Annotated in this window: 9 protein-coding genes; 7 read left to right on the top strand and 2 right to left on the bottom strand. The window is 58.5% G+C overall.

Going from position 1 to position 14,199, the window contains the following annotated elements:
- Positions 1 to 24 precede the first annotated feature (24 nt).
- Positions 25 to 828 carry an inositol-1-monophosphatase gene (suhB, locus tag ACK13D_RS14495; protein ID WP_008926709.1) on the bottom strand — a complete coding sequence of 268 codons (804 nt, stop codon included), beginning with the start codon at positions 826 to 828 and terminating at the stop codon, positions 25 to 27.
- A gap of 132 nt (positions 829 to 960) precedes the next feature.
- On the opposite strand from suhB, the gene trmJ reads away from it, so the two are divergent.
- From trmJ to sseB, 5 genes are all read left to right on the top strand, one after another.
- Complete coding sequence (gene trmJ, locus ACK13D_RS14490; RefSeq protein WP_010257594.1) at positions 961 to 1,713, top strand: tRNA (cytosine(32)/uridine(32)-2'-O)-methyltransferase TrmJ; 753 nt, start codon at positions 961 to 963, stop codon at positions 1,711 to 1,713.
- 130 nt (positions 1,714 to 1,843) lie between these two features.
- Positions 1,844 to 2,341: a Fe-S cluster assembly transcriptional regulator IscR gene (iscR, locus tag ACK13D_RS14485; RefSeq protein ID WP_010257591.1), complete on the top strand. Its 498-nt coding sequence runs from the start codon at positions 1,844 to 1,846 to the stop codon at positions 2,339 to 2,341.
- An 88-nt stretch (positions 2,342 to 2,429) separates the two neighbouring features.
- Entirely contained in the window at positions 2,430 to 3,590 is a 1,161-nt protein-coding gene (locus ACK13D_RS14480; protein ID WP_418796704.1) for an IscS subfamily cysteine desulfurase, read from the top strand.
- 161 nt (positions 3,591 to 3,751) lie between these two features.
- Positions 3,752 to 5,038: an aminopeptidase PepB gene (pepB, locus tag ACK13D_RS14475; protein ID WP_010257585.1), complete on the top strand. Its 1,287-nt coding sequence runs from the start codon at positions 3,752 to 3,754 to the stop codon at positions 5,036 to 5,038.
- Positions 5,039 to 5,084: 46 nt separating this feature from the next.
- Positions 5,085 to 5,849 (top strand): enhanced serine sensitivity protein SseB, encoded by a 765-nt coding sequence (gene sseB / locus ACK13D_RS14470; protein ID WP_418796702.1) that lies wholly within the window; start codon positions 5,085 to 5,087, stop codon positions 5,847 to 5,849.
- Between the two features lie 40 nt (positions 5,850 to 5,889).
- Here the strand turns inward: sseB and sseA are convergent, their stop codons facing one another.
- Positions 5,890 to 6,732 carry a 3-mercaptopyruvate sulfurtransferase gene (sseA, locus tag ACK13D_RS14465; RefSeq protein ID WP_010257579.1) on the bottom strand — a complete coding sequence of 281 codons (843 nt, stop codon included), beginning with the start codon at positions 6,730 to 6,732 and terminating at the stop codon, positions 5,890 to 5,892.
- A 146-nt stretch (positions 6,733 to 6,878) separates the two neighbouring features.
- Between sseA and ACK13D_RS14460 the strand changes: the two genes are divergently transcribed.
- Together ACK13D_RS14460 and pbpC are read left to right on the top strand one after the other, a co-directional pair.
- Positions 6,879 to 11,774 carry an alpha-2-macroglobulin family protein gene (locus ACK13D_RS14460; RefSeq protein WP_418796700.1) on the top strand — a complete coding sequence of 1,632 codons (4,896 nt, stop codon included), beginning with the start codon at positions 6,879 to 6,881 and terminating at the stop codon, positions 11,772 to 11,774.
- On the top strand, positions 11,775 to 14,114 hold the full coding sequence (gene pbpC, locus ACK13D_RS14455; RefSeq protein ID WP_256849944.1) for a peptidoglycan glycosyltransferase PbpC: 2,340 nt from the start codon (positions 11,775 to 11,777) through the stop codon (positions 14,112 to 14,114). It begins immediately after the preceding gene.
- The last annotated feature ends 85 nt before the right edge of the window (positions 14,115 to 14,199 follow it).

The raw sequence follows: 14,199 nt of genomic DNA, 5'->3' as shown, positions 1-14,199 counted from the left end.
AGCCGCCTTTTTCTGTACTGAGACTTAGCGTTTTAACGCTTCGCTCAGCTCATCACGCATGTTCGACAGCATCGATTTCACCACACGTGGGTTACCCGCGACCAGGTTACCTGACAGCAGATAGCCGTGGTTGCCGGTGAAGTCGGTCACCAGACCGCCCGCTTCACGGACCAGCAGTTCCCCCGCCGCAAAATCCCACGGCTTCAGGCCAATCTCAAAATAGCCATCTACGCGACCGGCAGCCACATAGGCCAGATCCAGCGCAGCAGAACCGGTGCGGCGGAAGTCAGCACACTGGGTAAAGAGTTTGGTCATGATATTCATGTAAGCCGGCGCGTGCTGCTTCATTTTGAACGGGAAGCCGGTCGCCAGAACGGTGCCATCCAGATCGCGGGCCGTGCTGCCACGCAGGCGATAGCCATTCAGCTGAGCGCCCTGACCGCGTGAAGAGGTGAAGAGTTCATTGCGCATTGGATCGTAAACGACGGCGACTTCGGTGCGGCCTTTAATGCGCACAGCGATAGAAACAGCAAAGTGGGGTAAACGTTTGATGAAGTTCGAGGTGCCATCCAGCGGATCGATAACCCATTGAACATCCTGATCTTCGCCCGCCAGTTCACCGCTTTCTTCAGTGATGATGGTATGTTTCGGGTAAGATTTACGAATAATTTCGATAATCAGGCGTTCTGCTTCGCGGTCAACATTCGTTACGAAGTCGTTGCTGCCTTTCTGGCTGGCTTCGACGGCGTCCGGGGTTTCATAATATTTGGCAATTAAATTTCCGGCCTTGCGCGCTGCGCGCACGGCAATGTTGAGCATTGGATGCATCGGTATCTCTCGCTGGATGTTAAAGAACGGGGAAAACGGCGCGGAGTATAGCAGCGTGTTCGGTAAATGTCCTGCTTTATGTTAATATTCTCTCTACTGATTTTACTGACCCGTTTCTGAGTATCCCTAATCATGTTGCAAAATATTCGTATCGTGCTGGTCGAGACTTCTCACACCGGTAACATGGGCTCCGTTGCGCGCGCCATGAAAACCATGGGCTTAACCAACCTCTATCTGGTTAATCCGCTGGTCAAGCCTGACTCACAGGCTATCTCACTCGCGGCCGGTGCCAGCGACGTTATCGGCGACGCCAAAATTGTCGACTCGCTGGATGAGGCAATTGCCGGATGCAGTCTGGTGGTCGGCACCAGTGCACGTTCCCGCTCGCTGCCCTGGCCGATGCTGGATGCGCGCGAATGTGGCGTGAAAAGCGTGGAAGAGGGCCAGCAGGCACCGGTTGCGCTGGTATTTGGTCGTGAACGTGTCGGCCTGACCAATGACGAGTTGCAGAAGTGCCACTATCACGTCGCAATTCAGGCAAACCCGGAATACAGCTCGCTGAATCTGGCGATGGCCGTACAGATTATCGCCTATGAAGTGCGCATGGCATGGTTACAGGCGCAGGAGCAGGCCAGCCCGCCGCCACAGTATGAAGAGTCACCTTATCCACTGGTGGATGATCTCGAGCGCTTCTATCAGCATATGGAACAGATGATGCTGAACAGCGGCTTTATCCGTGAAGCCAATCCTGGCCAGGTGATGAGCAAACTGCGTCGTCTTTACACCCGCGCCCGCCCGGAACGCGACGAACTGAACATCCTGCGCGGCATGCTTTCGTCGTTTGAAAAGCGAAAAAACGATAAAAAAGAAGCAGATAATAGTTGAGTGAATTACCAGGTTAAATACCTGACTAATTTACCAGGTTAAATAGTTGACCAATTTACTCGGGAATGGCAGACTTCAGAGCATCTGTTGCTAATCCTCCGATAACCGGACGCTATTGAGGTCGTACGCTATGAGACTGACATCCAAAGGACGTTATGCCGTTACTGCAATGCTGGACGTTGCCCTTCACTCCCATGAAGGTCCGGTCCCGCTGGCTGATATTTCAGAGCGTCAGGGCATTTCGCTCTCCTATCTGGAGCAGTTATTCTCCCGATTGCGTAAAAATGAGCTGGTGTCCAGCGTACGTGGTCCGGGCGGCGGTTATCTGTTGGGTAAAGCGTCTAATACCATCTCTGTCGGTGAAGTGATCACCGCCGTTGATGAGTCTGTTGATGCCACCAAATGCCAGGGTAAAGAAGGCTGCCAGGGCGGCGAGCGTTGCCTGACTCACGTGCTGTGGCGCGATCTGAGCGTGCGTATCAGTGACTTCCTGAACAATATTACACTGGCTGAGCTGGTGAATAATCAGGAGATCCTGGATGTAGCCGATCGTCAGAATGCGATTGATAATCGTCGCTTCCAGAGCCCGCGCACGCAGGAAATTAACGTCAACCAACGCGCCTCGTAATCCCCGCTGTTGCGGCCCTTACTGCTAACGCGGTCAGGGCCGAATCTGCTATAAAGACGTATGATTTTTTATACGGAGCTGTAGCGCAATGAAATTACCGATTTACCTGGATTACGCCGCCACCACGCCGGCCGATCCGCGTGTGGCCAGCAAAATGATGCAGTTTCTGACGCTGGATGGCACGTTCGGTAATCCGGCCTCGCGATCGCACCGTTTTGGCTGGCAGTCTGAAGAAGCGGTTGATGTTGCGCGTAATCAGATCGCCGAACTGGTCAATGCCGATCCGCGTGAAATCATCTTTACCTCTGGCGCCACTGAATCCGATAACCTCGCGATTAAAGGTGGAGCTCACGCCCATCAGGCGCGCGGCAAACATATCATCACCAGCCAGACAGAACATAAAGCGGTGCTTGATAGCTGCCAGCAGCTTGAGCGTGAAGGCTTTGCTGTCACTTATCTCACCCCGGCGGCTAACGGCATTATCTCGCCTGACCAGCTGCGTGCGGCGCTGCGCGACGACACGATTTTAGTCACCCTGATGCACGTTAATAATGAAACCGGAGTGATTCAGGATATCGCCGCCTTTGGCGAACTCTGCCGCGAACGTGAGATTCTGTTTCATGTGGATGCGACCCAGAGCGTCGGCAAGCTGCCTATCGATCTCAGCCAGTTACCGGTTGATTTGATGTCCTTTTCTGCCCACAAACTCTATGGCCCGAAAGGCATCGGCGCACTCTATGTCCGGCGTAAACCGCGTGTGCAGATTGCTGCGCAGATCCACGGCGGCGGACATGAACGCGGTATGCGATCCGGGACATTGCCGGTGCATCAGATTGTCGGCATGGGCGAGGCGTATCGTATCGCAGCAGAAGAGCGCGAAACCGAGATGGCGCGACTGCAGACTCTGCGCAATCGCCTGTGGCAGGGCATCAGCACACTGCCCGACGTCACCCTCAATGGCGATCTGCAGCAGAGCGCACCGAACATTCTTAACCTCAGTTTTGCTGACGTTGAGGGTGAATCACTGATCATGGCGCTGAAAGATCTGGCGCTCTCTTCCGGCTCGGCCTGCACCTCCGCCAGCCTGGAGCCTTCCTATGTATTGCGGGCGCTGGGCCTGAGTGAAGAGCTGGCGCACAGTTCGCTGCGCTTCTCGCTGGGACGCTTCACTACCGAGGAAGAGATCGACTACGCCATTGCCCTGGTGCAGAAATCAGTGACCCGTCTGCGGGCCTTAATGAAATCCTGATATCCGGTCATAGTCCGGAAATTGCGCCTATATTTGCACTTCGCTGGCAACACCTGACGGAATCTGTTATCAGGTCTCTCTGCGAATTATATTTAACATCTTATTAAAGCCGTTATAACAATCAGGCTGGATGAAACAGATAACGATTATGGAGCTTTTCGATGACCACACAACCCATGAATATTACGCTTAGCAGCCAGCCCGCCGATGCGCGCTGGGGCGAAAAAGCGATTCTCAGCAGCAACGACAGCGGCATGACACTGCATCTGACCGGCGCGGATGCGCTGAATATCATTCAGCGTGCGGCTCACAAAATCGACAGCCAGGGGATCCGCCATGTGGCGCTGACCGGCGAAGGCTGGCACCTTGAGCAGTGCTGGGCATTCTGGCAGGGCTTCCGTGGTCCGAAAGGCCAGCGTCAGGTTGAGTGGCCGGCGCTGGGCGAACATGAGCAGGCGGAGTTTGATCGCCGTCTGAAAATTATCGACTGGGTTCGCAACGTTATTAACCTGCCCGCGGAAGATCTGGGGCCGGAACAGCTGGCGCACAATGCAGTCGATCTGATCAGTGAAGTGGGCGGCAGCGCCGTCAGCTATCGCATCACCAAAGGCGACGATCTGCGGGTACAGGGGTATATGGGCCTGCACACCGTTGGACGCGGTTCAAATCGTCCGCCGGTATTTCTGGCGCTCGATTACAACCCGACCGGCGACGACGATGCCCCGGTCTACGCCTGTCTGGTCGGTAAAGGCATTACCTTTGATACCGGTGGCTACAGCCTGAAGCAGAGCAGCTTCATGGACTCAATGAAATCTGACATGGGCGGCGCGGCGACCGTCACCGGCGCGCTGGCCATGGCGATTTCGCGCGGTCTTAACAAGCGCGTCAAACTCTACCTCTGCTGTGCCGATAATATGGTCAGCAGCAACGCCTTTAAACTGGGCGACATTATTCGCTATCGCAACGGTAAATCGGTGGAAGTGATGAACACCGATGCGGAAGGGCGTCTGGTCCTGGCCGACGGTTTAATCGACGCCAGCGAGCAGAACCCGACGATGATCATCGATGCTGCGACGCTGACCGGTGCGGCTAAGACGGCGCTGGGCAACGATTACCATGCGCTGTTTACCTTTGATGATGTGATGGCACAGTCGCTGATGGGCAGCGCGGTGAGTGAAAACGAACCTTTCTGGCGTCTGCCGCTGGCCGAATTCCATCGCAGCCATCTGCCGTCTAACTTCGCCGATCTCAATAACATCGCCAGCCCGTCACATGCGGCGGGTGCCAGTAGCGCGGCAGCGTTCCTGTCACACTTCGTCAGTAACTATCAGCAGGGCTGGCTGCACATCGACTGCTCCGCGACCTATCGCAAAGGCGCAGTTGACCAGTGGGCGGCGGGTGCAACAGGTCTTGGCGTGCGTACCCTCGCCAATCTGTTACTGAAATAAGCCGATCTCAGCGGTGGCTGATGCCGCCGCTGTTCAAAGGAAAACTATGAACCGTCTTGAAGAGGTGCTGAAGCTGGCGGCCATTGAGCCTGCCCATCGGCCCGAATTTTTTCAGCTGCTGCTGGAATCTGATGCGTGGGTGCCAGGTGAAAGCACCACGCAACAGCTTGATGCCAGCACGCCCGTTGATCTGCAGCACTGGGAAAAAGAGGATGGCAGCAGCATCATTCCTTTTTTCACGTCAGAAGAGGCGATGAGTGAAGCGGTGAGCGGTGAGCAGTCCTGGCTGCGTCTGCCGGTACGAACGCTGTTTGAGATTACACGTGGCGAGACGCTGTTTCTCAATCCCAAACTGCCTTCCGGTAAAGAGTTTACTGCGGCCGAGATCACCCATCTGCTGGCTGAAGAGGGCAGTGCACTAAGCCAGCAAACCGTGCTGGAAGGCGGACAGTCACTATTGCTGTCTGAGGTGGCTGAACCCCCTGCGCAGATGATCGACTCACTGACTCAGCTCTTCAGCAAGCATAAGCAGGTGCGTCGCGCGTTTATCGCCAGTATCCGTGAGCGGGCTGACGAAGCGCCCAATCTGCTGATTGGCATTGAAGCGGACAGCAATATTGAGACGATCATTCAGGCGGCGGGCAGCGTGGCAACCGATACGCTGCCGGACGATGCGCCGGTTGATATCTGTGAGGTGACGCTGAACGATCGCGGCATCAGCCACTTCTTTACCGCCCACATCACGCCATTCTATGAGCGTCGCTGGGGCAGTTTCCTGCGGGACTTCAAGGGCAGTGAGCGGATTATCTGAGACAACAAAGTAAACAGGCGGCTCATGGGCCGCCTGTTTTTTATTTCGCGATAGGTAAGTCGTCGCGACTGCCCCATTCGCCCCAGGATCCGTCATACAGTGTGACATCCCGTGCGCCCAGCGCCGTCAGCGCCAGAATCACCACCACCGCCGTCACGCCTGAGCCACAGCTGGCGACCACCGGTTGGGTAATATCGACGCCCGCATCGGCAAACAGCGTCTGAAGTTCCGCCTCCGGCTTGAGTTTTCCCTGTTCAACCAGGCTGTTCCACGGCACGTTCAGGCTGTTGGGAATATGGCCACGATGCAATCCGGGACGTGGTTCATCCACTTCGGCGTTAAAGCGATTGGCAGGACGCGCATCAATAATCTGTGCGCCGCCTTCATGGCTGATCAGCAGTACGTCCGTCAGGCGCTTCACCCGGCTTTCATCTGCGTGGGCCTCAAACTCACCTTCCGGCAGATTCACTTCGCCGGTTGCCAGCGCAAAACCGGCTTCTTTCCAGCCCTGCAAGCCCCCGGCCAGAATCGACACCTGAGCCACACCAAAGGTTTTCAGCATCCACCAGGCGCGTGGCGCAGAAAAGAGATTACCCTCGTCATACACCACCAGGTGCTTATCACTGCTGACACCCAGTTCACGCATCGCGACGGCAAAACTTTCGGCGCGGGGCAGCATATGGGGGTAAGGGCTGGTGTGATCGGAAAGCGCTTCAATATCGAAGTAAGGGGCGTCGGGTAAATGACCCGCCAGATATTCGGCCTGGATATCGCGAACCGCTTCCATACCGGGTGGCAACAACCGTGCATCCAGCACCTGAAGCCGCTCATCGTTGTAGTGCTCTTGTAACCAGTCGGCGGACACAAACAGTGGCGTCGTCATAACAACCTCATCTCAGCAATCTGTCATACCAGTGTCAGGGAATGTGCGCACCATCTCAAGAGAAGCGTTGATTAAATGCGAGCATTGATATGAAATTGCGCTGCGTAATCAAACGACACTCCCTGCGTCCCGGTGAAGGAACTACCATGAAGAAACGCAATACCCGGCTGCTGCTCAGCATGCTGATCGGTGGCTCGCTGCTGTCAGCGACCCTGTTACCTGTTTTGCCTCTCCAGGCGGCAGAAGCACCCGCAACCTCCCAGGTCAGCAAACCGCTGACGATTATCGATCTCTCGGAACTGCAGATTGATAATGCCGCTGCGCTGGTCTTAACCTTCAGTCAGCCGCTTGATGATAAACAGGATATCGCGCAAAAAGTCAGGCTGACCGACGATAAACAGGGCCGGGTGGATGGCGGCTGGGAACTTTCTGCTAACCGCAAAACGTTGCGCTTCCGCCATCCCGAGCCGTCGCGTCACTTCACCGTCACGGTGGATGCGGGACTGCGCGCGGCCAGCGGAGAGACGCTTCCCGCCGATTACAGTCAGAAAATCGCCACCCGTGATATCCAGCCGATGGTGGGCTTTGCCAGTCGCGGTTCACTGCTGCCGCTGCGTATCACCCAGGGACTGCCGGTGCTGGCGCTGAATGTTGACCAGGTCGATGTCGATTTCTTCCGGATAAAGAATGCCGGCCTGGCGGAATTTCTCTCGCAGTGGAATTACGGCAACAACCTCTCAAGCTGGCAGTCGCAGGAGCTGCTGAAAAGCAGCCTGCTGGTTTATAGCGGACGCTTTGAGCTCAACCCGGCGCGTAACACGCGTGAAAAATTGCAGCTGCCGATGCGTGACATTACCGCACTTCAGCAGCCGGGCGTCTATCTGGCGGTGATGAAGCAGGCCGGTACTTATCGCTACAGCCAGCCCGCCACGCTTTTCACCCTGAGCGATATTGGCCTGTCACTGCATCGCTTCCCGACCCGGTTTGAACTGTTCGCCCAGAGTCTGGCAGACGGTCAGCCGCTTTCCGGGGTCAGCGTCAGGTTACTGGATGAGAAGGGGCAGGTGCTGCAAAGCGGAACCAGTGACAGTACCGGTCATCTGAGCCTCAAGGCGGATGAAAAAGGCAAGCTCCTGCTGGCAATTCAGGGAGAACAGACCTCAATGATCGACCTGGCGCGTCCGGCGCTGGATCTCGCTGAATTCCCGGTCGCGGGGCCGCAGGGCTATGACAAACAGCTGTTTGTTTTTGGTCCGCGCGATATCTATCGTCCTGGCGAAACGGTCATCGTGAATGCGCTGCTTCGTGATGCCGACGGACACCCCTTGCCCGCGCAGCCGATCAAAGCGGAGCTGGTGCAGCCCGATGGCCAGGTGATGCGGACTTTTGTCTGGCAGCCTGAAGCGGGATTCTACCAGCAGCGACTGGCGCTGCCCGCGTCGGCCATGACCGGCGACTGGATGTTGCGACTGAATACCGGCGATAACCTCAAGCGAGAGTGGAAGTTTCACGTCGAAGATTTTCTGCCGGAGCGTATGGCGTTAACCCTGAAAAACGACCCTCAGCCGCAGGCCGCTGATGCCAGTGTTGAGTTCGGTATTGAGGGGCGCTATCTCTATGGCGCCCCGGCAGCAGGTAACACGCTACAGGGTCAACTCTATCTTCGACCGGCACGCGAGGCGGTGACTGCACTGCCAGGCTACCAGTTTGGTGACATCACCGAAGAGGGGTTAAAGCGCACGCTGGATGAGGTGGATCTCAAGCTCGACGCCAGCGGTAAAGCACAACTCACGGTAGAAAATCAGTGGGATCAGCTCCACTCCCCGCTCAATCTGATCCTGCAGGCCAGCCTGCTGGAAACCGGCGGACGTCCGGTCACCCGTCGTGCCACCCAGGCCATCTGGCCCGCTGAAGCGCTGCCAGGTATCCGGCCGCTGTTTGGTAACAAGGCGGTTTATGACTACCGCAGTGACAGCTATCACGATGAGCCGACTGTGCCGGAACAGAGCCTGGCCGAATTCGACATTGTCTATGCCAACAGTCAGGGCAAAAAACTGGCGGCAGAGAAGCTGGATGTTCGCCTGATCCGTGAACGCCATGATTACTACTGGAGCTTCTCTGACAGCGAAGGCTGGCAGTCGCAGTATAGCGACAAGGATCTGCAGGAAGATGAACGCGCCATCTCTGTCCCGGCTGATGGCAGCACCAAAGTCAGCTTCCCGGTCGAGTGGGGCCACTACCGGCTGGAAGTGCAGGCGGGCGAGAAGATCGTCAGCAGCGTCCGGTTCCAGGCGGGTTATGACTGGCAGGATAACACCAACGGAACGGGGGCATTGCGCCCGGATCAGGTCAGACTGAAGCTGGATAAAGCGGCTTACCAGCCGGGCGATACCGTGCATCTGCAGGTTGAGTCACCGGCGGCCGGTAAAGGTTACCTGATGGTGGAGTCGAGCAGCGGCACGCTCTGGTGGCAGCCACTGACCGTACCTAAGGGCGGCACAACGGTGGATGTCCCTGTTGCTGAGAGCTGGCAGCGTCACGATCTCTACTTCAGCGCCATCGTGGTGCGAGACGGCGATAAGGTCAGTGGCGCAACGCCAAAACGCGCGGTGGGGCTGTTGCATCTGCCGATGGCGACGGAGGCGCGCCGCTTAAATCTGACGCTGGATGCGCCCGATAAAATCCGTCCTGAGCAACGCCTGACGGTAAAAGTCCACGCCAGTCGTGATGGCGGCCCGCTGCCTGAAAAAGTGAATGTACTGCTGTCAGCGGTGGACAGCGGCGTTCTGAGCGTGACGGATTTTAAAACGCCCGATCCGTGGCAGGCTTTCTTTGGCCGTAAACGCTACAACGTCGATCAGTACGACGTCTTTGGCCAGCTGATCGAAGGCGGTGGCCGGCTCGCGGCGCTGCGTTTTGGTGGTGATGGCGAAGATGAATCGATGACGCGCGGCGGCAAAAAGCCGGTGACGCACGTCAATATCGTGGCGCAGCAGTTACAGGCAGTCACACTGGATAAAGAGGGCAACGGATCGATTACGCTGCCGATCCCGACCTTTAACGGTGAACTGCGGCTGATGACTCAGGCCTGGAGCGACGACAGCTTCGGCGCGGCAGAGCGCAAACTGGTGGTCGCGGCGCCGCTGATCAGCGAACTGGCCACCCCGCGCTTCCTTGCCAGCGGCGATACAGCCTCACTGGCGCTGGATCTCACTAACCTGACCGATCTGCCGCAAACCCTGAACGTAGATCTGAGCAGCAGTGGCTTAGTGGATCTGGCCGGGGCTGCCAGCCAGAGCGTGACGCTGGCCAAAGGCGCACGTACCACACTTCAGATTCCGGTCACGGCGAAAACCGGCTTTGGTGATGGTGAGGTCGCCGTGCAGATTTCCGGTCTGAACCTGCCGGGCGAGCAGGTGAAGCCCAGCAAACAGCAGTGGAAAATCGGCGTCAGACCACCTTATCCGGCCCGGACGCTGAATTTCGATGCCGTCATCAATTCCGATCAGCCCTGGCAGGTCGCGGCAACCGCGTTTACCGGCCTTGATGCTCAGACCCTGAGTGGACAGCTGACGCTGAGCAATCGTCCGCCGCTCAATATCGCCAGTTATATCAGTGCGCTTTACGCCTATCCCTACGGCTGTCTGGAACAGACCACCAGCGGCCTCTGGCCGTCGCTCTACACCAGCCATGCCGAGCTGACCGCGATGGGGATAAAAACCAGCAGTGACGAGGCGCGCCGGGCCGCCGTCGACACCGGCATTGCCCGTCTGGCGGGCATGCAGCGGGCCAACGGTAGCTTCGGGCTGTGGGACAAACAGAGTGAGGAGGAGTTCTGGCTGACGCCTTACGTGACCGATTTCCTGCTTCGCGCCAGCGAGGCGGGCTATGCGCTGCCGGATAATGTAGTTGATCGCGCTAACGCACGGCTGCTGCGCTATCTGCAGGATCCCGCGCAGATCAGCGGCGGCGGCAGTGATAACAACGCCGCGCTGCAGTTCAGCGTGCAGGCTTACGCCGGACTGGTGCTGGCGCGTCAGCAGCGTGCGCCGCTGGGTGCGCTGCGCGCATTGTATGAAAAGCGTGACAAGGCCCGCTCCGGTCTGGCGCTGATGCAGCTTGGCGTGGCGCTGAAGCTGATGGGTGACGGGCAGCGCGCATCGCTTGCGATCATGCAGGGTGCCAGTCTGACGCGCTCAGATAAAGAGTGGTATGGCGACTATGGCAGCACGGTGCGCGATCAGGGGATGATGATAGCCCTGTTAGCAGAGAATAAGCTGCAGCCCGATCTACAGAATAGTCTGCTGCTGTCGCTGTCAAAAGAGGTCAACGGCAAGCGCTGGTTCTCGACTCAGGAGAATAACGCGCTCTATTTAGCGGCGCATACGCTGCAGCGTGCGCAGGGCGGAAGCTGGCAGGCGCAACTGTCGGGCAATGCACAGCCTCTGCAGGGTGATGCGCCACTGAATAAAGGGCTGGGGGCTGAACGACTGTTGCAGGGCTTAGCCATCAGTAATCCGGGCAGTGCGCCGCTGTATGGTCGTCTGGATGTCACCGGTTATCCGCTGGCCGCGCCACAGCCGGAGAGCAATGTGCTCGGGATAAAACGTGAATACTTTACGCTGGATGGCAAAGCCGCCGATCTCAGCAATCTGCGCAGCGGCGAGTTGCTGGTGGTGCGTCTGACCGTTTCGTCGAAGCGCAGCATCACCGATGCGCTGGTGGTGGATCTGCTGCCTGCCGGTCTGGAGCTGGAAAACCAGAACCTGGCTGACAGCAGCGCCAGCCTCGGCGACAGTGCGGATGCGCTGAAGGAGAGCATGGGTGACATGCAGCAGGCTGACATCAGACACATTGAGTTCCGTGACGATCGCTTTGTGGCGGCACTGGCGGTGGATACTTATCGTCCCGCGACGCTGGTCTACCTGGCGCGGGCGGTCACACCGGGGCGCTATCTGATGCCACCACCGCAGGTCGAGTCGATGTATGTGCCGGAGTGGCGCGCCACCGGCAGCACGCCGTCGCAGCTGCATATTCAGTAAGTGACGCGACGCGTGGTAAACGTCAGCAGCATCAAAAAGTGGTGGCTCGCGCTGCCGCTTTTTTTTCTGGCGCTGTGGCTGGCGACATGGGGACTGGATCGGCTTTTCCCGTTGCCGCTTAAACAGGTGCAGCCTGCGCGGGTGGTTGTTGCCAGCGACGGTACACCATTGTGGCGCTTTGCTGACAGCAAGGGGATCTGGCGCTATCCGGTCACGCCAGAGGAGGTGGCTCCGGCCTATCTGCAGGCGCTGCTGACCTACGAAGATCGCTGGTTCTGGTATCACCCCGGCATCAATCCCCTGGCTCTGCTGCGCGCCGCCTGGCAGGATCTGCGCCATCAGAGCGTGATTTCCGGAGGCAGCACGCTGACCATGCAGGTGGCACGCCTTATCGACCCGCAACCCCGGACGCTGCGCGGCAAGCTGATTCAGGCGTGGCGGGCGCTGCAGCTGGAGTGGCATCTTTCCAAACGTGACATCCTGACGCTCTACCTTAACCGTGCGCCCTTTGGCGGCACGCTGGAAGGGGTGGGCGCGGCCAGCTGGAGCTGGCTGGGAAAAGCCCCGTCACAGCTGACGCCGGGCGAGGCGGCGCTGCTGGCCGTTTTGCCGCAGGCACCCAGCCGTCTGCGACCCGATCGCTGGCCGGAGCGGGCAGAAGCCGCACGCAACAAAGTGCTGGATCGGCTGGCGGAATACCGCATCTGGTCCGCTGAACAGGTGGCGGAAATCCGTCAGGAGCCGGTGTGGCTGCCGCCGCGCCAGATGCCACAGATGGCGCCGCTGCTGGCCCGGCGGCTGCTGTCGATCAGCCACAGCGATAAGATTGTCTCTACGCTCGACCCCTCACTGCAGCGCGAACTGGAAAGCCTGGCGCTGAATGTTAAAAATCAGCTTCCTCCACGCACCTCGCTGGCGATGCTGGTGGTGGATCACACCACCATGGCGGTTCGCGGCTACGTCGGCTCGGCTGACTTTACCGATGACAGCCGTTTTGGCCATGTGGATATGATCGCCAGCGTGCGTTCGCCAGGCTCGGTGTTAAAACCCTTTATTTACGGCATGGCGCTGGATGAGGGGCTGATTCATGCTGAATCACTGCTGCAGGATGTGCCGCGTCGCTTTGGTGATTACCGGCCAGGCAACTTCGATACCGGATTTCACGGGCCGGTCAGCGCCAGTGACGCACTGGTGCGGTCGCTGAATCTGCCTGCGGTGCAGCTTCTGGAGGCGCTGGGACCGAAAAACGTTGCAGCGCGCCTGCGCAATGTCGGTCTCAACTTACGTTTTCCCCCCGGCGCTGAACCTAATCTTTCCCTGATTCTCGGCGGCACCGGAGCGCGCATGGATGAGATCGTGGCAGCCTACAGCGCCTTTGCCCGCCACGGCAACGCCGGCCAGCTGCGCTGGATGCCCGATCAACCCTTACAGCAGCGGCCGCTGCTTTCGCCTGAGTCGGCGTGGATCATCCGGCGTATCCTGGCCGGGGAAGCGCAGCCCGCGGGCAATGGCAGCGTACCCGATGTGGTGCCACTGGCCTGGAAAACCGGCACCAGTTATGGCTACCGCGACGCCTGGTCGGTGGGGATTAATCCCCGTTATCTGATTGGCGTCTGGGTCGGAAGACCGGATGCGACGCCGGTTGCCGGGCAGTTTGGTTTTGCCTCTGCCGTGCCCGTCATGAATCAGATCAACAGCCTGCTGATGAGTCGCCTCAGCAGACGTGACGTTCCGGGCGATCCGCGGCCGGCCTCGGTGACGGTGGCGACCATTTGCTGGCCTGGCGGTCAGCCGTTGCCCGCCGGAGACGAAAACTGTCGCCAGCGGCGGCAAAGCTGGGTTGCCGCCGACACGCTGCCGCCTACACTGCTGGCTCCCGGTCAGGAGAGCCTCAGCGGATTACGCCTGGGCTACTGGCAGAATGCGCAGGGACTGCGCGTCGCAGCAGACTGCCCCGACGCCACCCGCCATGAACGGCTGGTCTGGCCGCTGCCGCTGGAGGCCTGGCTGCCGCCTCAGGAGCGGCGGGCGCAACGTCTGCCCCCTGTCGATGCCCGGTGTCCGCCGTTACAGCAGGGCAGCAGCGCACCGCTGATCGTTACCGGCGTGATTGAGGGGCAAATTGTCAGACCGCTGCCGGGCAGGAGCGCGCTGACAATGCCGGTTGCGGTGCAGGGAGGGCAGGGCACACAGCGCTGGTGGTTCCTGAATGGTGAGCCTCTGATGACGCAGAACGCCGCAGACAGCCTGTCGCTGCAGCTCGATCATCCGGGCGAGTATCAGCTGGTGGTGATGGATGAAGAGGGGCAACTTGTCTCCGTCACCTTCAGCCGGGGCTGACGCTTTTTTGCGCTAAATCATAACTATGGCGCGTCTGCTTCGACTCAGATCAAGAATTTTCATCAAATTAGGGATCTCTGATAGG

Origin of the sequence: Pantoea sp. K16 (assembly GCF_048452805.1) — a bacterium.
In the GTDB taxonomy this organism is placed as follows: domain Bacteria; phylum Pseudomonadota; class Gammaproteobacteria; order Enterobacterales; family Enterobacteriaceae; genus Pantoea; species Pantoea agglomerans.
The sequence above is the reverse complement of the archived record's forward strand: the minus strand, read 5'-3'. Positions and strand labels throughout refer to the sequence as shown.